A 19,462-nucleotide genomic window follows, 5' to 3' on the forward strand; every position below is an offset into this window, starting at 1 on the left:
CGCTGGTAAGGGCCAACCCTGCGCGACGTCCATGGCGTCCGACTGTGTGCGAGTTCGGGAACAATAATGGCAGACAGAACCCAGCTGAAAGTAGCCGCAAGCAATCACATCGCCGACGACGATCCGTTCGCCGAACTGACCCGCATCATGGGTTTCGATCCGCGTCAGCCGGTCAGGCCGCAGTCGCCGGCGGCCGCAAAGGCTGCGTCCGCGAACCAGGCTGCCGATGGGGCCGACTTCGACATCGACCTCGAAAAGGAGCTGATGGGCGACTTCGACATTGCCGAGGAAAGCGAGCCGGTGGCGCAGCAGGCTGCCCAGGCTGCGCCGGCTTACTGGGCTGCCACTCTCAGCGACGACGAGCTCGCCGCTTCTCTCGAACGGGAATTCGTCTTTGACGATGCGGCGGATCACGCCCATTTTGCCACGCCCGCTGTTGCCACGCCCCCTGCGCCGGAGCCGGCCGCCGACACGGCATTCGACGATGATTTCGACAAGGCGGTCGCGCGTTCGTTGGAAGTCTCGCCCGTGCAGGACGACCTTTCCGTCGACCAGGAAATGGCGGCCTCGCTGGATGAGGGCTTCTGGATCGACGACCAGCCTGACACGGACGAGAGCGCCGCCGCGGCCGCCGAGCCTGCGGCTGTCGAGCCTGCTGTCCTTGAGCCTGCGGACGAGACGGCGTTCGACGCCGATTTCGACACTGCGGTCCAGATGTCGCTCGAGGACGAGTTGGCCTTCGATGACCGTGATATTGAGCCCGAAGGCGCCGACGTGCAGCCGATCGAGGCTCACGCCGCTGTCGACCAGCCGATCGCCGCTGAAGACTACGAGAGTGGGTCCGATCAGGCCGAGTTCGTTCGGGCCGCAGTTGATCAGGCCCATTTCGATCAGGCCCAATCTGATCAGGCCCAATTTGAGCAGGCGACGGCTGATATCGCCATGGATATCGATCAGCCGCAGCACCTGATCCTGGAGCAGGAACTGTCGGTCGATGGCGAGCCATCGCCGGCTCTCGAGGCGCCTGTTGAGGCCGAGCATTTCGCCGCCGATCCCGAGCCCGCCTTCGATCCCCAACCCGATCACGGAGCTGTAGCCGATCAGGTCTTCGAAGACGATTTCGAGCTCAGCTTCCGTGACGCGCTTGCCGAGGAGCCGGAAGGCCCGGCTGTCGATCCTGAACCGGTCGCCGGTCACGAGGCTGCGGCTGAAGAGGTCTTCGGAGACGATTTCGAACTCAATTTCGACAACGTGCCGTCTGGGGAATCGGAAGCGCCGGCTGCCGAGCCCGTCGCCGCGGCGGAGCCGCCATTTGCCGAGCCTGCTCCTTCTGCATCGGCACCGGTTCCGCCGATTGCGGCAGTCGACCCGGCTAAGCCGGCCGCAGGCGAGCGCAGCCTGGAAGACGAACTCAATGCGCTGCTTGGCGCCATGACGGCGCGGCCAATTCCGGTTGCGCCGGTCCCGGTTGCTCCTGTTCCGGCCGCCGCATCGGCACCGCGGTCGGTCGTTCAGCCGGCTGGCGACACCGACCAGAAGGCTGGCGTGGGCGATGAGCTCGATTGGGACCTCGACGCACGCAACGAGCCCGCCTACGGCACGCAGATCGCCCAGTCCGCCGATGCCGATCTCGATAGGCTGCTCGCCGGCGAACTCGACCGGCAGGGCTTCGAAGGCGCGGCTTCCGAACAGGATGCCGAACCCAGCATAGATTTCGATGACGAGGCTTTCGACGCCGCCTTCGCCAAGGGCATCGAGATGGACGCGCCTGTCGCGCCTGCCGGACCGCCAAAGTCGTGGAGCCGCGTGACCCCGGTCGCAGCGCCGGTGCACGCCTCTTATGCCACGCAGCCTGCGGCTACGGCGCCGCAAACCGCGGCCCCTGCCTACGAACCGGTGAAGGATTATTCCGCATACGCCAAGCCGGCGCCGCAGATGCCGACGCCTGCCTATCGTGCGGAGCCGGCGAAGGACTATGCCGGTTACGCCACGCCGGCCCCGGCGCCGCAGATGTCGGCGCCTGCCGATCGTGAGGAGCCGGCGAAGGACTATGCCGGTTACGCCACGCCGGCCCCGGCGCCGCAGATGTCGGCGCCTGCCTATCGTGAGGAGCCGGCGAGGGACTATTCCGCTTACGCCAAGCCAGCCGCGGCGCCGCAGTCTCGCCAGCAGGAGGAAATGCCCGATGTCGAGACGGTCGACGTGCCGGAGCGCGTGGTGGCGTTGGCCGACGACCTCGACATTCCGGAGCTCAGCTTCGAGGAGGATCAGCCTGCGGCGCCTGCCTATGACGATCTCGATGCCGAGTTTGCCGGCCTGCTTAGCGAGATGAACGCAACCGAGATCGCTCAGGCGCCTGTGCAGAGCCGGGGCTATGAGGACGACTCCCACAATGCCGGACTCAAGACCGGCTACGACCGCCGCGAGTTGCGGGCCGAGACGGCCGCTGCACCGGCGACCCTGTCCTATGCCGCAGCTGCAAGCCAATTCGATGCAGACGATTTGCCCGGCAGCCGGCCGGTCTCGCAGGCGGACGACTTCGCCGTCGACGAACTTGACTACGATCCTGAGCTCGACGAAGCGATGACTGTGCCCGGCTTTGCCGAGCGCGAAGCCGCGAAGCCGCGAAGCCGTGGCATGATGCTTGCCGCGCTCGTCGGCGCCGTTGTGGTCGCGGGCGGTCTCGGCGCTCTCGCCTTCTCCTTTGGCGGCAAGGGCGGCAGCGAAGCGCCCGTGATCGTGAAGGCGGACAATTCGCCGATCAAGGTCAAGCCGCAAAACCCGGGCGGCACCGTGGTGCCGAACCAGGACAACAAAGTCTATGACGCCGTGGCCAAGGGTGGGGCGGCCAAGCCCGCCGAACCGGCGCAGCAGAAACTGGTGACCAACACCGAGGAACCTATCGACGTGGCGTCGAAGGAACCCCCGCAGAGCCGGATCGTCGACCTTTCGCCTGACGACACCGACGCCGCGCCTGCCACCAACTCAGCCGGCAATGCGGCCGCGGCAGCGCCGGTTCCGGACACAGCAGCTCCGGCCGCAGCCGCGCCGGCACCGGCCGAAGCAGCGCCGGCTCCGGAAGCCGCAGCGCCGGCACCGGAGGCCGCAGCGCCCGCACCGGACGCAGCAGCGCCGGCTGACGCCCAGGCCGCCGCCCCCGCAACCCCACAGCAGGCCGCTCCGGCGCCGAAATCGGAAGACCGCATCGCCCAGGTTCTGCAGGAGGCAGACAAGGGGACCAACAACGATGTCGTCGCCGTGGCGCCGCGCAAGGTGAAGACCATGATGGTGAAGCCTGACGGCTCGCTGGTTCCGCGCGAGGATCCGGCTCCCGCGCCGCAGGTCGCGGCAACCGAACCGACCGATCCGGCGCCGCAGCACGTCGCTTCCGCCGGGCAGGGCGATGCCCAGCCGACAGGCGCCGTCACGCCGGCAACCGATCAGGCTGCCGACCAGGGCGGTGATGACCAAAGCGCTGCCGCCGCGGTGAAGCCAGCCGCCGCGGCGAAGACCGAAGCCAGGGTCCAGTCCGCCAACACGCCGGCGAAGGTGCCGGTGGCGCCGCCGCGTCCGTCCGATCAGCCGGTCGATATCGTCGGCGAGGTCAAGCCCGACCAGGTCGCCTCCATCGATCCGGCGGCGGCAGGCGGCGGCTCGTGGTCGATGCAGATCGCTTCGCAGCCGACGGTTGAAAGCGCCCAGTCCACCTACCAGGACCTGCAGCGCCGTTACGGAAGTGTGCTCGCCGGACGCACAGCCAACATCGTCAAGGCGCAGATCGCCGGCAAGGGCACTTTCTACCGAGTCCGGGTCCCGGCCCAGTCGCGCAACGACGCGATCAATCTGTGCACCAACTACAAGGCGGCCGGCGGCACCTGCTTCGTGTCGCGCTGATCATTTACCACCGTTCAGAGCCGGCGTCGCCGCGAGGCCGCGCCGGCTTTTTCGTTGTGGACGGCTGTCGTCATTCATGCGGCACCGGTCAGGGGTGATTCCCCTTTGGTTCGCAAAATCTTAGAGCGGTTCAGCGCCGGCAGAATCACCGAACCCGCATAACTCCTTGTTTTTACGGAATTCCGGACGCAAAACCGTTACACACTTTTCCTGGAATTGCTCTAAGCTTCGATCCATGACCGAATCAAAATCCATGATCCTCGGCTGCGCCGGGAAATCCCTCACTGAAGATGAAATCCGCTTCTACGGCGACGAACGTCCTTGGGGCTTCATCCTGTTCGCGCGCAATGTCGGCGAGACCGAGCAGATCCGCGACCTGGTCGCCTCGATGCGCGAGAGCGTCGGACGCCCGGATGCCCCGGTCTTCATCGACCAGGAGGGCGGCAGGGTGCAGCGCCTGCGACCGCCGCTGGCGCCGAACTATCCTGCAGGCGGAGCGCTCGGCGCGCTTTGGCGCGACGATCGCGAGGCCGGCCGCCGTGCCGCGTGGCTGCTCGCGCGGCTTCACGCCTTCGATCTGCTGCGCCACGGCATCACCGCCGACTGCCTGCCGGTGCTCGACGTCCCCATTGCGGGCGCCAGCGATGTCATCGGCGCGCGCGCGTATGGTATGGAGCCCAATGCCGTGATCGAGCTTGGCCGGGCTTCGGCCGAGGGTCTGATGTCGGGTGGCGTCCTGCCGGTCATGAAGCATATTCCCGGCCACGGCCGCGCCTTTGCCGATACGCATTTCGCGCTGCCGACGGTCGACACGCCCCTCGCCGAGTTGCGGCAACATGATTTCGCCCCGTTCAAGGCGCTCAACCACCTGCCGATGGCGATGACGGCGCATGTCGTCTACAGCGCGATCGACCCGGACAATCCGGCGACGACCTCGGCCAAGGTCGTCAACGAGGTGATCCGTGGCGAGATCGGCTTCGACGGGCTCCTGATGAGCGACGACACCTCGATGAAGGCACTTTCTGGGGATTTCCCGACAAAGGCGGCCGCGATCCTTGCGGCGGGCTGCGATCTCGTCCTTCACTGCAACGGCGTTTTCGAGGAAATGTCGGGGATCGCGTCGCGTACGACGATGCTCGAAGGCAAGTCCTTGGCGAGAGCGGAGCGGGCGCTGGCCTATATAAAGGACCGCGACGTCGCGGACGAAAGCACCATACGCGCGGAATTCGCCACCTATTTCGACGCGGTGGCCTGAACCGAAGGGAAAGCAAGGCAAGTGGCGGAAACATTGGACAGCAAGGCCGCGAAGGCCGCACCGATGGACCGTCTGTGGGCCGAGAACGACAAGTCACGTCTGACCAGCGACCCGTCGCTGGTGGTCGATGTCGCCGGCTTCGAGGGCCCGCTCGATCTTCTGCTGCATCTGGCGCGCAACCAGAAGGTCGATCTCGCCCGCATCTCGATCCTGGCGCTCGCCGAGCAATATCTGGCCTTCATCGAGAAGGTGAGGGCGCTGAGATTGGAACTCGCGGCCGACTATCTGGTCATGGCGGCATGGCTTGCCTTCCTCAAGTCGAAGCTGTTGATCCCGAAACAGCCGGGCGAAGAGGGCGAGAGCGGCGAGGAACTGGCAGCGGTGCTGCAGTTCCGGCTGAAGCGGCTGGAGGCGATGCGTGATGCCGCTGCGCGGCTGGTCAACCGCAACCGGCTCGGCCGCGACGTCTTCGCGCGCGGCATGCCGGAAATGGTGATCGTCGAGAAGCGCAATGCCTATTCGGCCTCGCTCTACGATCTGCTGACCGCCTATGCGCAGCAGCGCCAGCGGCAGGCGATCAGCAACGTGACGATCGCCAGGCGCGCCGTATGGTCGCTGAAGGACGCACGCGACGTGCTGGCACGGCTGGTCGGAACAATTGGCGACTGGACGGCGCTCGACAGCTTCCTGATCCAGTATCTGGCTGCGCCGGAAGAAAGGCGCACGGCAGTCGCCAGTTCGTTCGCCGCGACACTCGAAATGGTGCGCGAGGGCAGGCTGGAAGTGCGGCAGGATCAGGTCTTCGCGCCGATCTATCTGCGCGGCCGTGCACAAGGGGTCAAGGCAGTCGAGGTGGCATCATGAGTGAACGCGCCAACGCTTCGGTCATCCCGTTCAAGGTCGAGGACGAACCGGAAGACGAGATGGCCGAACAGGGTTCTATCGAGAACCCCGCCGAGCGGCTGCAATTGTCGGAAGCCGTCCGCATGGCCGAGGCGATCATCTTCGCCAGTGCCGAGCCGGTTAGCGAAAGGCAACTGGCGGCGCGTTTGCCCGAGGGCGTGAACATCGCGGCGGCAATGGCCGATCTGCAGGAAATCTACGCCAAGCGCGGGGTCAACCTGGTGCGGGTCGGAGACGCCTGGGCGTTCCGCACCGCCGGCGATCTGGCTTTCCTGATGAGCCGGGACTCGGTCCAGCAGAGAAAGCTCTCCCGCGCGGCGCTCGAAGTGCTGGCGATCATCGCCTATCATCAGCCGGTCACCCGCGCCGAGATCGAGGATATCAGGGGGTCGAGACCTCGAAGGGCACGCTGGACACGCTGCTGGAGACGGAGTGGGTCAGGATGCGCGGCCGCCGCCGCACGCCCGGCCGTCCCGTGACCTACGGCACGACCGACGCTTTCCTCGATCACTTCGCGCTGGAGGAGATCCGCGACCTGCCCGGCATGGAAGAGCTGAAGGGCGCCGGATTGCTTTCGACGCGCATGCCGTCCAATTTCTCGATGCCGGTGCCACCGGCCGATCCGGACGCGCTGGCCGAGGACGAGGATGCGCTGACCGATATCGACCTCGAGGAGCTCGGATTGCTCACGCCGCGCGTTACCGAAGAGTGAGTGCGAAACCGACGCGAATGGTCTATTAGCAGGGGCTGCGCGGATTCGTAGCAAGGCGCTCACGCCGAAAGTGCGTGACATCCGCTAGCCATTTTACCAACTTCATTGCGGTTGTGTTTGAATCCCCGAGCGAAAACGCATAGATCATCGCCGAGGGAAAACATTCGAGAGAGATTGTTATGGGTTCACTATCGATATGGCACTGGCTGATCGTTCTAGTCATCGTGCTGCTCCTGTTCGGCCGCGGCAAGCTGCCGGAGCTGATGGGCGACATGGCCAAGGGCATCAAGAGCTTCAAGAAGGGCATGGCTGAGGACGATACCGACGACAAGCGGACCGTCGAGCACCGCGCCGACGAGACCGTATCGCCGGGCAAGGAAAAGGTCAGCAAGAGCTGAGTCCGGTAGTTGCTTTGAGCATGTCGTTGTCCCAGAACCGTTTCGTGTTTTTGGGCGACAGGCTCTCGTTGGAATAGTTTGCCATGTTCGAAGTCGGCTGGAGCGAACTGCTGGTGATCGCGGTCGTCATGATCGTGGTCGTCGGGCCGAAGGATTTGCCCAATATGCTGCGCACGTTTGGCCGCACCGCGGCCAAATTGCGCGCCATGGCGGGCGACTTCCAGAAGCAGTTCAACGACGCCCTGAAGGAAGCCGAGCTTGACGATGTCAAGAACTCGGTCGACAGCCTTCGTGGCCTCAGCCCGATCAACGAAATCCGCAAGCAGCTCAATCCGTTCGAGCAGGCGGCGGCCGACGTGCGGGCCGGCGTCGATACGATGATGAAGCCCAAGCCGGCTTCCGATCAGGCGTCCTCGGATGCAACGACCCCGCAGCCTGCCGAGCCGCTGAAGAACGGCGCGACGGAGATCCCAGGCATCAACGGAACTGAGGTCGCCCCGGCCGTGCCGATGTCCCCGCCAGCTGCGCCGATCTCCCCGGCCTTGACTGAGGCCTCTGTGACCACGCCCATTGCGGAGACCGCCGGGTCCGCCCAGCCGGCGAAAAAAGTGGCCGCGTCGAAGGCGAAAGCCGCCGGTGCAGCGGCGAAAGCCGCATCGGCCAAGGCTCCGGCGACTAAAGCCCCGGCGAAATCTGCGCCGGCGGCGGCAAAGGTCGCAGCGCCTGCTAAGGAAGCGGCATCCAAGGTTGAGGCCAATCCCGCGGCGAAGAAGCCGGCCGTGAAAAAGGCCGCCGATGCCAAGAAGACGGCAGGAGCCGCCAAGTGAGCGTCTCGGACAAGGAGAGGGAAGAGATCGAGAAATCCTCGGCGCCGCTGATCGAGCACCTTGTCGAGCTGCGCCGGCGGCTGATCTGGTCGCTGGGCGGCTTCTTCATCGCCTTCCTCGCCTGCTTCTTCTTCGCCAAGCGCCTGTTCAACCTTCTGGTCGTCCCGTTCAAATGGGCGACGCAATGGGCTGGGCTCGACCCGCACAAGGTCGAGCTGATCTACACGGCGCCGCAGGAGTTCTTCTTCACCCAGGTGAAGCTCGCCATGTTCGGCGGCATGGTCATCGCTTTCCCGCTGATCGCCACGCAGATCTATAAATTCATCGCGCCGGGTCTCTACAAGAACGAACGCAGCGCCTTCCTGCCGTTCCTGATTGCGTCGCCCATCCTGTTCCTGATGGGCGCCTCGCTGGTCTATTTCTTCTTCACCCCGATGGTGATGTGGTTCTTCCTCGCCATGCAGCAGGTCGGCACCAACGACCAGGTGCAGATCTCCTTGCTGCCGAAGGTGTCGGAATATCTCAGCCTGATCATGACGCTGATCTTCTCCTTCGGCCTGGTGTTCCAACTGCCGGTGGTGACCAGCCTGCTGACGCGCGTCGGCCTTCTGTCGTCGCAAGCGCTGGCCGAGAAGCGCAAATGGGCGATCGTCATTGCCTTCGTCGTCGCCGCGGTGTTGACCCCGCCAGATCCGATGAGCCAGATCGGCCTCGCTCTTCCGACCATCGTGCTCTACGAGGTCGCGATCTTCACTTCGCGCCTGATCGAGCGCAGCCGGGAGCGCGACCGTCTGGCGCGCGACAGGCAGGAAGAGGCAGACAGCACTGTCGCCGGAAAGACGCCGGACGCGCCGTCAACCTAGCGCTAAACCTGGTCCCAGGCCTGAAAAACACGGCTGCCGGCTGCTGCTGTCTTGCATCGATCAGGGATGCGGTTTACGCCCTCGAACCTTACTCGAGGACGGAAAGCCATGCTTGACATCAAATGGATTCGCGACAACCCGAAGGCCCTTATCGAAGCGCTGGTGAAGCGCTCGTGGTCGGCTGAAGACGCCCAGTCCGCCGTCGAGGATCTGATCGCCAGGGACGAGGAGCGCCGCACCCATCTCAGCGAATTGCAGGTCAAGCAGGAGCGCCGCAATGCCGCTTCGAAGGAAATCGGCAATGCCATGCGCTCGGGCGAGGCCGTACTTGCTGAAAAGCTCAAGGCCGAGGTCGGCGAGATCAAGGCGTTCATCCAGAACGGCGAGGCGCGCGAGCGCGAGCTCGACCAGGCGCTGAACGACGCGCTTGCGGTCCTGCCCAACGTGCCGCTCGACGACGTGCCGGTCGGCAAGGACGAGCACGACAATGTTGTCAAGCGCGTCGTCGGCGATGTGCCGACCCGCCCGAACTGGGTGAAGGAGCATTTCGAGATCGGCGAAGCGCTCGGCATGATGGATTTCGAGCGTGCGGCGAAGCTGTCCGGCTCGCGCTTCACGGTGCTGAAGAGCCAACTGGCGCGCATGGAGCGCGCGCTCGGCCAGTTCATGATAGACCTGCACACGACAGAGCACGGTTATGAGGAGATCCAGCCGCCGCTGATGGTGCGCGACGAGGTTCTCTTCGGCACCAACCAGCTGCCGAAATTCGAACTGGACCTGTTCTTCACCCCGCATGGGGACGGACGGCTGGGCCTGATCCCTACGGCGGAAGTGCCGCTCACCAACCTAGTGCGCGAGGAGATCACGCCGCATGAGAAGCTGCCGCTGCGCTACACGGCGCTGACGCCGTGCTTCCGCTCGGAAGCGGGCTCGGCCGGCCGCGACACACGCGGCATGCTCCGCCAGCATCAGTTCTACAAGGTCGAGCTGGTGTCGATCACCGACCAGGAAAGCTCGCTCGCCGAGCATGAGCGCATGACGCAATGCGCCGAGGAGGTGCTGAAGCGGCTCGGCCTGCCGTTCCGCACGGTGACGCTCTGCACCGGCGACATGGGCTTTGGCGCACGCAAGACCTACGACATCGAGGTCTGGCTGCCGGGCCAGAACGCCTATCGCGAAATCTCGTCGTGCTCGGTCTGCGGCGACTTCCAGGCGAGGCGCATGGATGCCCGCTACAAGGACAAGGACGGCAAGGGCAACCGGTTCGTGCACACGTTGAACGGCTCCGGCACTGCGGTCGGCCGCGCTCTCATCGCCGTCATCGAAAACTACCAGAATGAGGACGGCAGCGTAACCATTCCTGAAGTGCTGCGGCCTTACATGGGTGGTCTCGCCAAGATCGAATCGAAATGAGTTCATGCGCATCCTGCTGACCAATGATGACGGCATCCACGCCGAAGGCCTTGCGTCGCTCGAGCGCATCGCCCGAACGCTCTCGGATGACGTCTGGGTGGTGGCGCCCGAGCAGGACCAGTCCGGCTACGCGCATTCGCTTTCGATTTCGGAACCGCTCAGGCTGAGGAAGGTCGGCGAGAAGCATTTCGCAGTGCGCGGCACCCCCACCGACTGCGTCATCATGGGCACGAAAAAGATCCTCCCCGGGCCGCCTGACCTCATCCTTTCGGGGGTCAACTCCGGCGCCAACATCGCCGACGACGTTACTTATTCGGGCACGGTGGCCGGCGCAATGGAGGGGGCGCTGCTCGGTATCCGTTCGATCGCGGTCAGCCAGGCCTATTCCTATCTCGGCGAGGACCGCGTCGTCCCTTACGAGACGACCGAAGCGCTGGCGCCGGCGCTGCTCGAAAGGCTGATCGCAACGCCGCTGCCGGAAGGCGTGCTGCTCAACGTCAATTTCCCGAACTGCGCACCCGACGAAATCGAGGGCACGGTCGTCACCGCGCAGGGCAAGCTCGTGCATAGTCTTTGGGTCGACGAGCGCCGCGACGGCCGCGGTCTGCCTTATTACTGGCTGCGCTTCGGCCGAGAGCCGGTCGAAGGCAAAAAGGGCACCGATCTTTACGCGTTGCGCAACCGGCTGGTGTCGGTGACGCCGCTGCAGCTCGACCTGACCGCCCATGAACTCCGCGACCAGCTGACCAAGGCGCTGTCATGACCATGGCTATCGACGACCGTGAAGGTTTCGCCGCTTTCCTGCTGCGGCTGCGCGGCAGAGGCACGGCGCCGAAGGCACTGGTCGCTGCTTTCGAGGCGACTCCGCGGCGCGGCTTCCTATCCGCGCAGTTCCATTCGATGGCCTGGTCGGAAGGCATGCTGCCGATCGAATGCGGCGAGGCGATCGAGGGCGCGGACCTTCAGGCGGCGGTGATTGCGGCTTTGGCCATCGAGCCGGGCAACCGCGTGCTCGAGATCGGCACCGGGTCGGGTTATACGGCAGCCGTGATGTCCAGGCTCGCCGCGCGCGTCGTCAGCGTCGACCGCTACAAAACCTTGACCGAGCAGGCAAAGCAGCGTTTCGAGGCGCTCGGCATCAGCAATGTCATCGTACGCCAGGCCGACGGCTCCAACGGCCTGCCCAACGAAGGGCCGTTCGACCGCATCATCGCCTGGGCGGCCTTCGACAGTCTTCCGCGCTTCCTGCTCGATCAATTGTCGAGCGGTGGCGTCGTCATCGCGCCGATCGGCCCGGAGGAGGGCGAGCAGGTGCTGGCCAAGCTCACCAAGGTCGGCAGCCGTTTCGAGCGCGAGGACATCGGCCTGGTCAGGCTGCAGCCGGTCCTGCGCAGCGTCGCCGCGGTGATCTAGCGCGCCAGCCCTGCGATCGACGGCTAACCACGCCGAACGCGCCTGCAGACCATCACTCCAGTCAGCCGCCGCAGCGGTAGTTCAGGTGCAAACCAACGAGATCGACATCCTGATCGATGCGCTCGGTGCTGAAGAGGCCTCCCGGCGCGCCAACGACCGTGAAGGTGGTGGTCTTGTCGGGCATGAACAGGTGATCGTATTCGATCGCGAGTGACCAATTCGGAGCAAAGCCATATTTAAGACCGGCACCCAAGGCACCGCCCCAGCGGGTCTGATCGTCTGTCTCGCCGGCGGGCGTGTCGGGGGAAAAGAGAACATCGAAACGGTCGTGAGTCACGGCCGCGCCTCCCTTGACGTAGAAGAGGGCGTTGTCGACGCTGTACCCGACTTGGGCGGTCAGCAAGCCAAACCAAGCGAAGGCGTGGTCGTGTGAGGGTGGTGCCGCTGCTCGCCCGGTCTCATTTCGTGCGATTCGCCGGTTCCCGAGACGTCCGTCTCGTCTCGGCCGGCACGATCTGTCCGGACTTCGTCGCGCCTGTCGAAAAATGTTTTAAGAAAATTTCGGCGGATTCTAATGGGTTAACCGGCCAGTAACATTAACGCGCTTTAATCATGACCAGTTTGTACCGGGTCTGTGCGGGTTAGTGCGATGCAATTCAATGGTTTGAAGGCAAACGGACGCAATCTGGCGCGCGGCTGCGCCGTCCTCATGATCGCCGGTGCCGCGGCAGGCTGCAGCTCCCAGGCGATGCGCTTCAATGGTGTCGACGACGTCTTCACATCGTCCACCAACAATCAGCGCGCCATCATCAACAAGCAGAATGTCGACCAGCCCTATCCGGGCGATACGGTCGCGCCGGCCCCAGTCGACGGCAGTCACACCCAGTCGGTGAGCCGCTCCAGTCTCGAACCGGTGACGTCCCAGCAATTGCCGCCGCCCTCGGCGCCGGCCGCCGCCAAGCCGATGCGCACCGCCTCGGCCCCGGCACTCGCGCCGGCCCCCGCCGCGCCGCATCTGGACAGGACGGCCACCAACACAGTCGCCCCGGCCGCGAAGCCGTTCAAGACCGCCGAGCCCGACGCGGTGCGCAACGCAAGCGCGGCGCCGCACGCGACCGAGATCGTGGTGAGGGAAGGCGAGACGATTTCCGGTCTCGCTCGGCAATATCATGTGCCGGCCGATGCGATCATCAAGGTCAACGGGCTCGATGCCAACAAGGGCATCAGAACCGGCCAGAAGATCGTCATTCCGGCCTATGCCTATTCGAGCAAGGGCGGGCCGAAGGTTGCCGACAGCACCAAGCCCGCCAACACACCGAAGCAGCCCGCCGGCGCGCCGGAGAAGGTTGCCGTGCTGCCGCAGCAGCCAAAACTCAAGGACGGCAAATCCGCCGCGCAGGTCGATGCATCGGCGGCGGCCAGCGGTTCGAAGAGCGCCACGCCCGCCCAGATGGCCGAGGCAAAGCCGGCCGGCGCCGGCGGTACCTACACCGTTCAGCAGGGCGATTCCCTGTCTTCGATCGCCCGCAAGACCGGCGTCGGCGTCACGGCGCTCAAGCAGGCCAACGGCATGAAGGACGGCCTCTTGAAGATCGGCCAGACGCTCAAGGTTCCGGCCGGCGGCACCGTTGCCGTCGCTGCCGCGAAGCCTGTCGCGACCAAGGCGACCGTCGATCCGGTGACGACGGCAACCACGCAGCCGCCGGCAAAGACCACACCGTCGGAGACGCTCGCCTCCTACACGCCGCCGAAGAAGGACGCCAAGGTCATCCAGCAGGCCGAGGACGACGATGCAGTGGCGCCGGATGCGACCGGCATCGGCAAGATGCGCTGGCCGGTGCGCGGCCGCGTCATCTCCGGCTTCGGCTCCGGCAAGGACGGCGTCGACATCGCGGTGCCGGAAGGGACGCCGATCAAGGCGGCCGAAAACGGTGTCGTCATCTATGCCGGCGACGGCCTCAAGGAGTTCGGCAACACGGTGCTGGTGCGCCACGAGAACGGCCTGGTCACCGTCTACGGCCACGCCAGCTCGATCGAGGTGCAGCGCGGCCAGAAGGTCAAGCGCGGCCAGGAGATCGCGCTGTCCGGCATGAGCGGCACCACGGACTCGCCGAAGCTGCACTTCGAGGTGCGCAAGAACTCTGCCCCGGTCGATCCGAGCGGCTATCTCGAATAGAACAAGAACAAATTGCGGGCCGCCTGACCTCCAGTCCGGCCCGCCGGCTTCAGCCCGCTCCGCCAGGAGCGGGCTTTTTCAGTGCAGCCGGTGATATGGGCTATCAGTCCTTGAGCGGCTTGCCGAGCCGTCCGGCAAGATCCTGGGTGAACTGCCAGGCGACGCGGCCGGAGCGGCTGCCGCGCGTCGTTGCCCATTCCAAGGCTTCCGCGCGCAACGTCTCGGGATCAATCGCGAGGGCATGGTAACGGACATAGCCGTCGATCATGTCGAGATATTCGTCCTGCGAGCATTTGTGGAAGCCGAGCCATAGGCCGAAGCGGTCGGAGAGCGAGACTTTCTCCTCCACCGCTTCCGACGGGTTGATCGCGGTCGAGCGCTCATTGTCGATCATATCGCGCGGCAACAGATGGCGCCGGTTCGACGTGGCGTAGAAGATGACATTGGCCGGGCGGCCCTCGACGCCGCCTTCGAGCGCTGCCTTGAGCGACTTGTAGGAAGTGTCGTCATGGTCGAAGGAAAGATCGTCGCAAAACAGGATGAAGTGGTAGGGCGCCGCCTTCAAAAGGCTCATCAGCTTGGGCAGGGTGTCGATGTCCTCGCGATGGATCTCGATCAGCTTCAGCGGCCGGTCGAGCTTGTCCGAGGCATTGACCTTGGCGTGCACGGCCTTGACCAGCGACGACTTGCCCATGCCGCGCGCGCCCCAGAGCAGCACATTGTTGGCGGCGAAGCCGGACGCGAAGCGCTCGGTGTTGTCGAGCAGGATGTCGCGGACCCGGTCGACGCCGCGGATCAGGCCGATGTCGACGCGATTGACCTTGTGGACCGGCTCCAGGTAGCCGGGATCGGCCTGCCAGACGAAGCAATCGGCCACGCCGAGGTCGGTCTCGGGAACCGGTGGCGGGGCGAGACGGGAGACCGCGTCGATCAGGCGGTCGAGCTTTTTGTTCAGGGCATCCAGGCTATCGGTCATTTCCGGTCTTTTTAACTTGGCAGTCACGGAACGTGAAACGGATCCGCGGCTGCGCACCAAGAACCAACTGCAAGCTTCTGTTGTAGCACGATCTTTTCGGCCGGCTCCAACCGGCTTCCGGCTGCGACGCTCTAGCACGCGCCAAACGGCTGGAAAAGCAACGGATTCGGCGGGTCGCGCAGTTGCATTGGCAACTTTACCGACTATATTCCGGCCAAAATTTCGCGGGGCCGTCCCGGCGGTATTTCACCATCCAGGAGTTTCTTGATGTTCGTCACACCGGCATACGCCCAAGGCGTCGGCACCTCGCCCGATATGTTCATCAGCATTTTGCCGTTTGTCCTGATTTTCGTGATCATGTATTTTCTGATCATCAGGCCGCAGCGCACGCAGCTGAAGAAGCGCCAGGAAATGCTGGCCGCAGTGCGCCGCGGCGATACGGTGGTGACCGGCGGCGGTTTCGTCGGCAAGGTGACCAAGGTGATCGACGACAATGAACTGGAGATCGACCTTGGCGGCGGGACCAAGGTGACGGCGCTGCGCTCGACGATCTCCGACGTGCGCGTCAAGGGCGAGCCGGTGGCGAACCAGAACGCCAAGAAGTAATCACCACCTCGATGGCGGAACGCTGCCGCTTGTACGCCTGAACGGATAAGAACTAATGCTTTATTTCTCGCGCCTGAAGATGATCCTGATCTGGCTGGCCGTGGCCGTGACAGTGGTCCTCGCCGCGCCCAACCTGTTTCCGGCAAGCATGCTGGCGCAACTGCCGAGCTGGGTGCCGAAGCGGCAGATGACGCTCGGCCTCGACCTTCAGGGCGGCTCGCACATCCTGCTTGAAATGAATCAGAACGATCTGATCAAGGATAGGATGGAGACGACGCGCGACGAGATCAGGACGCTGCTGCGCGAGGCCAATCCCAAGATCAACTACACCGGCCTTTCCGGTTCCGGCCGCACCGTGCAGGTTCGCATCACGGACCAGGCTCAACTCGACCAGGCCAAGAAGGTCCTGAAACCGCTGACCGATCCGGTGGCGGCGGGACTGTTCAGCGGCGGCTCCATCCAGGAAATGTCGCTGGATGACTCCGAGCCCGGCCTGCTCAAATTCACGGTCACCGACGCCGGCCTGAAATACCGCACCTCAACGGCTCTGTCGCAGTCGATCGAAGTGGTCGAGCGCCGCGTCAACGAGCTCGGCACGACCGAGCCGATCGTGCAGCGGCAGGGCGACGACCGCATCCTTGTCCAGGTGCCGGGCCTGCAGGATCCGCAGCGGCTGAAGGAGATCCTCGGACAGACCGCCAAGCTGACCTTCCAGATGGTCGACCAGTCGATGCCTGTGCAGGATGCGCTGAAGGGCCGTCCGCCCGCAGGCTCTTCCGTCCTCTACTCGCAAGACGATCCGCCGGTCCCCTATCTCATCGAAAACCGCGTCATCGTTTCCGGCGAAAATCTGGTCGACGCGCAGGCGACCTACAATTCGCAGACCAACGAGCCGGTGGTTTCATTCCGTTTCGATTCCAAGGGAGCGACACGGTTCGGCCAGGCGACGGCGCAGAATGTCGGCAAGCTGTTCGCCATCGTCCTCGACAACCAAGTGATTTCGGCGCCGCAGATCCGTGAGCCGATCCTGGGCGGTACCGGGCAGATTTCCGGCAATTTCACCCCGCAGAGCGCCAATGACCTTGCCGTGCTGCTGCGCGCCGGCGCGCTGCCGGCAACGCTGACGGTCATCGAAGAGCGAACGGTCGGTCCAGGCCTCGGCCAGGATTCCATCCATGCCGGCAAGGTGGCGGGCGTGATCGGTTCGATCCTCGTCGTCGCCTTCATGTTCGTCGCATACGGCTTCCTCGGCTTCCTCGCCAACATCGCGCTGGCCGTCCACGTGGCGATGATCGTTGCGCTGCTGTCGCTGCTGGGCGCCACGCTCACTTTGCCCGGCATCGCCGGCATCGTGCTCACCATCGGCATGGCGGTGGACTCCAACGTTCTGATCTATGAACGCATTCGAGAGGAGCGGCGACTTGGCCGCTCGGTGATCCAGTCGATCGACACCGGCTTCGCCAAGGCGCTGGCAACGATCGTCGACTCCAATGTCACGTCGCTGATTGCCACCGTGGTGCTGTTCTGGCTGGGCACAGGACCGGTCAAGGGTTTCGCCATCACCTATGCGATCGGCATTCTGACCACCGTTTTCACCGCCTTCACCTTCACCCGCATGCTGGTGTCGATCTGGCTGCGCCGCGCCCGTCCGAAGGAATTGCCGCGCGCGCCGGTCACCTTCATTCCGCCCGGCACCAGGATCCCGTTCATGGGTATCCGCCGCTGGACGTTCGCTTTGTCCAGCATCTTGTCGATCCTGTCAGTTGTCGGGTTCCTCACCATCGACATCAATTACGGCATCGACTTCAAGGGCGGCTCGATGATCGAGGTGCAGTCCAAGCAGGGCGACGCCGATCTCGGTGACATCCGCAACAGGCTCTCCGAGCTCAACATCGGCGAGATCCAGGTGCAGCAGTTCGGCGCGCCGAACGACGTTCTGATCCGCGTCGGCACGCAGGACGCCGGCGAGAATGCCGAGCAGACCGTCATCGACAAGGTGCGCGGCGAACTGCAGGACCAGTATGACTTCCGCCGCGTGGAGGTGGTCGGACCGACGGTCTCCGGCGAGCTCGCCAAGCAAGGCACGATCGCCATGCTCATCGCGCTGGTCGGCATCCTGCTCTATGTGTGGTTCCGCTTCGAGTGGCAGTTCGCCGTCGGCGCCATCATCGCCACGGTGCACGATGTGGTGATGACCATCGGCTTCTTCGTCATAACCGGACTGGAATTCAACCAGTCGTCGCTCGCGGCGATCCTGACCATCATCGGCTACTCACTCAACGACACCATCGTCGTCTATGACCGCGTCCGCGAAGACTTAAGAAAATACAAAAAGATGCCGTTGCCGCAGCTGTTGAACAACGCCATCAACGAGACGCTGTCCAGAACCACGCTGACCTCGGTGACCACCATCCTTGCGCTGTTGGCACTGGTGCTGTTCGGCGGCGAGGTGATCCGCTCCTTCACGCTGGCGATGCTGTTCGGCGTGGTGTTCGGCACCTATTCGTCGATCTTCATCGCCGCGCCGCTGCTGATCCTCTTCAAGCTCAGGCCGCAGGCCGCAGCCGCCGAAGAGACCAAGCCGGCGAACGGCAAGGCCGTGGCGACCTGAAGCCGTCAGAGCCGGATGATCTCAGGTCGAGTCGAACTGAGATCTGAATCCGCTCTAAATCAAAGAGATAGAGCATAATGTCGTCCGAAAACCGCTCCACCCTTTTCGGCATCATGCTCTAGCCCCATGGCCAAAGGCATCGTCATCCGAGAGGCGCATTTCCCGGGCAGGGCGCCGGTCGAGGCCTATGGCAATGGCGGGTTCCGCTTTGCCGACATGTCGCATCGAGGCTCGCTGCTGTGCCTGCCGTCCGGTATCCATGGCTGGGAGCCGGCCGATCCGCTGGCGCTAAAAGCTTCGGACTTCGACAAGCTGTTCGCCCAGGCCGACAAGGTAGAAATCCTGCTGGTCGGCACCGGCAAGGATCTGCGGCCGCTGCCGGCTGCACTCCGCTCCGCGCTGAAAGAGGCCGGCATTTCGGCCGACCCGATGTCGACGGGCGCGGCCGTGCGCACCTACAACGTGCTGCTGGCCGAGGACCGTGCCGTGGCCGCAGCGCTCATTGCCGTCGATTGATGGCCGACATGTCCAACATCGTCATGGATGCGGTGCGTGCCGCAGACCATGATCGCTATCTGTCCGCGCTTTACGCGCCCGCCGAGAGGCGTGACGCGTTGCTTGCGCTCTATGCCTTCAATGCCGAGGTCGCCAGCGTTCGCGACCGCATCCACGAGCCGCTGCCGGGCGAGGTCCGGCTGCAATGGTGGCGCGATGTCATCTTGGCCGAGGGCGAGGCGGAGACAGGTCATCCTACCGCCGACGCGCTGAGGGGGGCGATCGCCGCCAACCATCTACCGAAGGCCGCTTTCGAGAACATGCTCGAAGCGCGTATCTTCGATCTCTACAACGATCCGATGCCATCGCGGACCGACCTTGAGGGTTATTGCGGCGAGACGGCCGCGGCGATCATCCAGCTTGCGGCCATGGTGCTCGATCCGAATGCCGCGCCACGCTTTGCCGAACTGGCGGGCAGGGCGGGCTGCGCGCAGGCCATCACCGGCTTGCTGCTTTTGTTGCCGCTGCACCGTCGCCGTGGACAGTGCTTTATCCCCTCCGATATCCTCGCAGCCGCCGGCACCTCGCCTGAAGAGTTCGTCAAGGGCGACGGCGATGCTGCCGCGGAGCGCGCGGTCGCGGCGATGATCGCGCTGGCGCGAGAGCATCTCGGCGCTTTCGAGAAGGGCGCGTCGGCTCTCCCCGCGTCGCTGCGCCCCGCCTTCCTGCCGCTGGCGCTCACACATGCCTATCTCGACAGGATGGAAAAGCCGGGTCGGTCTCCACTCGGGGGCACTTCGACCCTCTCGACCCTGCGCCAGCACTGGCTGCTCTTGCGTCATGCCATGCGCGGCTGGACGCCCCTTTGACGTAAACGTATGCTAGGGGTTCTGCGCGTGGACTCGCATCAGAGAAATGCG

General features: G+C 64.5%; 16 protein-coding genes and 1 pseudogene. 15 read left to right on the plus strand and 2 right to left on the minus strand.

The genetic code is table 11. From position 1 onward, the window contains the following. Positions 1 to 66: 66 nt before the first annotated feature. The 10 genes and pseudogenes from EJ078_RS27090 to EJ078_RS27135 all read left to right on the plus strand — a co-directional run bounded on the left by EJ078_RS27090 (position 67) and on the right by EJ078_RS27135 (position 11,678). Positions 67 to 3,894 (plus strand): SPOR domain-containing protein, encoded by a 3,828-nt coding sequence (locus tag EJ078_RS27090; protein ID WP_208720959.1) that lies wholly within the window; start codon positions 67 to 69, stop codon positions 3,892 to 3,894. A 235-nt stretch (positions 3,895 to 4,129) separates the two neighbouring features. After that, the gene (gene nagZ, locus EJ078_RS27095; RefSeq protein ID WP_127216655.1) at positions 4,130 to 5,149 is read left to right on the plus strand and encodes a beta-N-acetylhexosaminidase; all 1,020 of its coding nucleotides are present in this window, start codon (positions 4,130 to 4,132) and stop codon (positions 5,147 to 5,149) included. A gap of 63 nt (positions 5,150 to 5,212) precedes the next feature. After that, the gene (locus EJ078_RS27100; protein WP_127216660.1) at positions 5,213 to 6,013 is read left to right on the plus strand and encodes a ScpA family protein; all 801 of its coding nucleotides are present in this window, start codon (positions 5,213 to 5,215) and stop codon (positions 6,011 to 6,013) included. Further along, positions 6,010 to 6,764: pseudogene (scpB, locus tag EJ078_RS27105) on the plus strand (SMC-Scp complex subunit ScpB). The gene EJ078_RS27100 and the pseudogene scpB overlap by 4 nt, the downstream one beginning before the upstream one ends. A gap of 179 nt (positions 6,765 to 6,943) precedes the next feature. Further along, positions 6,944 to 7,162, plus strand: a complete 219-nt coding sequence (locus tag EJ078_RS27110; protein WP_066999984.1) for a twin-arginine translocase TatA/TatE family subunit — start codon at positions 6,944 to 6,946, stop codon at positions 7,160 to 7,162. An 83-nt stretch (positions 7,163 to 7,245) separates the two neighbouring features. Beyond that, positions 7,246 to 7,989, plus strand: a complete 744-nt coding sequence (gene tatB, locus EJ078_RS27115; protein ID WP_127216657.1) for a Sec-independent protein translocase protein TatB — start codon at positions 7,246 to 7,248, stop codon at positions 7,987 to 7,989. Then, positions 7,986 to 8,852 carry a twin-arginine translocase subunit TatC gene (tatC, locus tag EJ078_RS27120; RefSeq protein WP_095801862.1) on the plus strand — a complete coding sequence of 289 codons (867 nt, stop codon included), beginning with the start codon at positions 7,986 to 7,988 and terminating at the stop codon, positions 8,850 to 8,852. Before tatB ends, tatC begins: the two co-directional genes overlap by 4 nt. A 108-nt stretch (positions 8,853 to 8,960) precedes the next feature. Further along, positions 8,961 to 10,265, plus strand: coding sequence for a serine--tRNA ligase (gene serS, locus EJ078_RS27125; RefSeq protein WP_127216658.1), 1,305 nt, complete (start codon positions 8,961 to 8,963; stop codon positions 10,263 to 10,265). A gap of 4 nt (positions 10,266 to 10,269) precedes the next feature. After that, positions 10,270 to 11,028: a 5'/3'-nucleotidase SurE gene (surE, locus tag EJ078_RS27130; protein ID WP_095825609.1), complete on the plus strand. Its 759-nt coding sequence runs from the start codon at positions 10,270 to 10,272 to the stop codon at positions 11,026 to 11,028. After that, on the plus strand, positions 11,025 to 11,678 hold the full coding sequence (locus EJ078_RS27135; protein WP_127403803.1) for a protein-L-isoaspartate(D-aspartate) O-methyltransferase: 654 nt from the start codon (positions 11,025 to 11,027) through the stop codon (positions 11,676 to 11,678). The genes surE and EJ078_RS27135 overlap by 4 nt, the downstream gene beginning before the upstream one ends. Before the next feature lie 61 nt (positions 11,679 to 11,739). On the opposite strand, the gene EJ078_RS27140 is transcribed toward EJ078_RS27135, so the two are convergent. After that, entirely contained in the window at positions 11,740 to 12,081 is a 342-nt protein-coding gene (locus EJ078_RS27140) for an outer membrane beta-barrel protein (RefSeq protein WP_164750374.1), read from the minus strand. Between the two features lie 246 nt (positions 12,082 to 12,327). Between EJ078_RS27140 and EJ078_RS27145 the strand changes: the two genes are divergently transcribed. Beyond that, on the plus strand, positions 12,328 to 13,854 hold the full coding sequence (locus EJ078_RS27145) for a LysM peptidoglycan-binding domain-containing M23 family metallopeptidase (protein ID WP_208720960.1): 1,527 nt from the start codon (positions 12,328 to 12,330) through the stop codon (positions 13,852 to 13,854). A gap of 103 nt (positions 13,855 to 13,957) precedes the next feature. Here EJ078_RS27145 and EJ078_RS27150 read toward each other — a convergent pair whose 3' ends face one another. After that, positions 13,958 to 14,830, minus strand: a complete 873-nt coding sequence (locus EJ078_RS27150; RefSeq protein ID WP_127214235.1) for an ATP-binding protein — start codon at positions 14,828 to 14,830, stop codon at positions 13,958 to 13,960. Positions 14,831 to 15,097: 267 nt separating this feature from the next. On the opposite strand from EJ078_RS27150, the gene yajC reads away from it, so the two are divergent. From yajC to EJ078_RS27170, 4 genes are all read left to right on the plus strand, one after another. Continuing rightward, complete coding sequence (gene yajC / locus EJ078_RS27155; protein ID WP_067000009.1) at positions 15,098 to 15,436, plus strand: preprotein translocase subunit YajC; 339 nt, start codon at positions 15,098 to 15,100, stop codon at positions 15,434 to 15,436. 55 nt (positions 15,437 to 15,491) lie between these two features. Next, the gene (gene secDF / locus EJ078_RS27160) at positions 15,492 to 18,047 is read left to right on the plus strand and encodes a protein translocase subunit SecDF (RefSeq protein ID WP_095801856.1); all 2,556 of its coding nucleotides are present in this window, start codon (positions 15,492 to 15,494) and stop codon (positions 18,045 to 18,047) included. 126 nt (positions 18,048 to 18,173) lie between these two features. Then, positions 18,174 to 18,563: an Mth938-like domain-containing protein gene (locus EJ078_RS27165; RefSeq protein WP_067329577.1), complete on the plus strand. Its 390-nt coding sequence runs from the start codon at positions 18,174 to 18,176 to the stop codon at positions 18,561 to 18,563. Further along, a complete protein-coding gene (locus tag EJ078_RS27170; RefSeq protein WP_164750373.1) occupies positions 18,563 to 19,411 on the plus strand; it encodes a phytoene/squalene synthase family protein in 849 nt (282 codons plus the stop codon). Before EJ078_RS27165 ends, EJ078_RS27170 begins: the two co-directional genes overlap by 1 nt. The last annotated feature ends 51 nt before the right edge of the window (positions 19,412 to 19,462 follow it).

Source organism: Mesorhizobium sp. M1A.F.Ca.IN.022.06.1.1, from assembly GCF_003952605.1.
GTDB lineage: Bacteria > Pseudomonadota > Alphaproteobacteria > Rhizobiales > Rhizobiaceae > Mesorhizobium.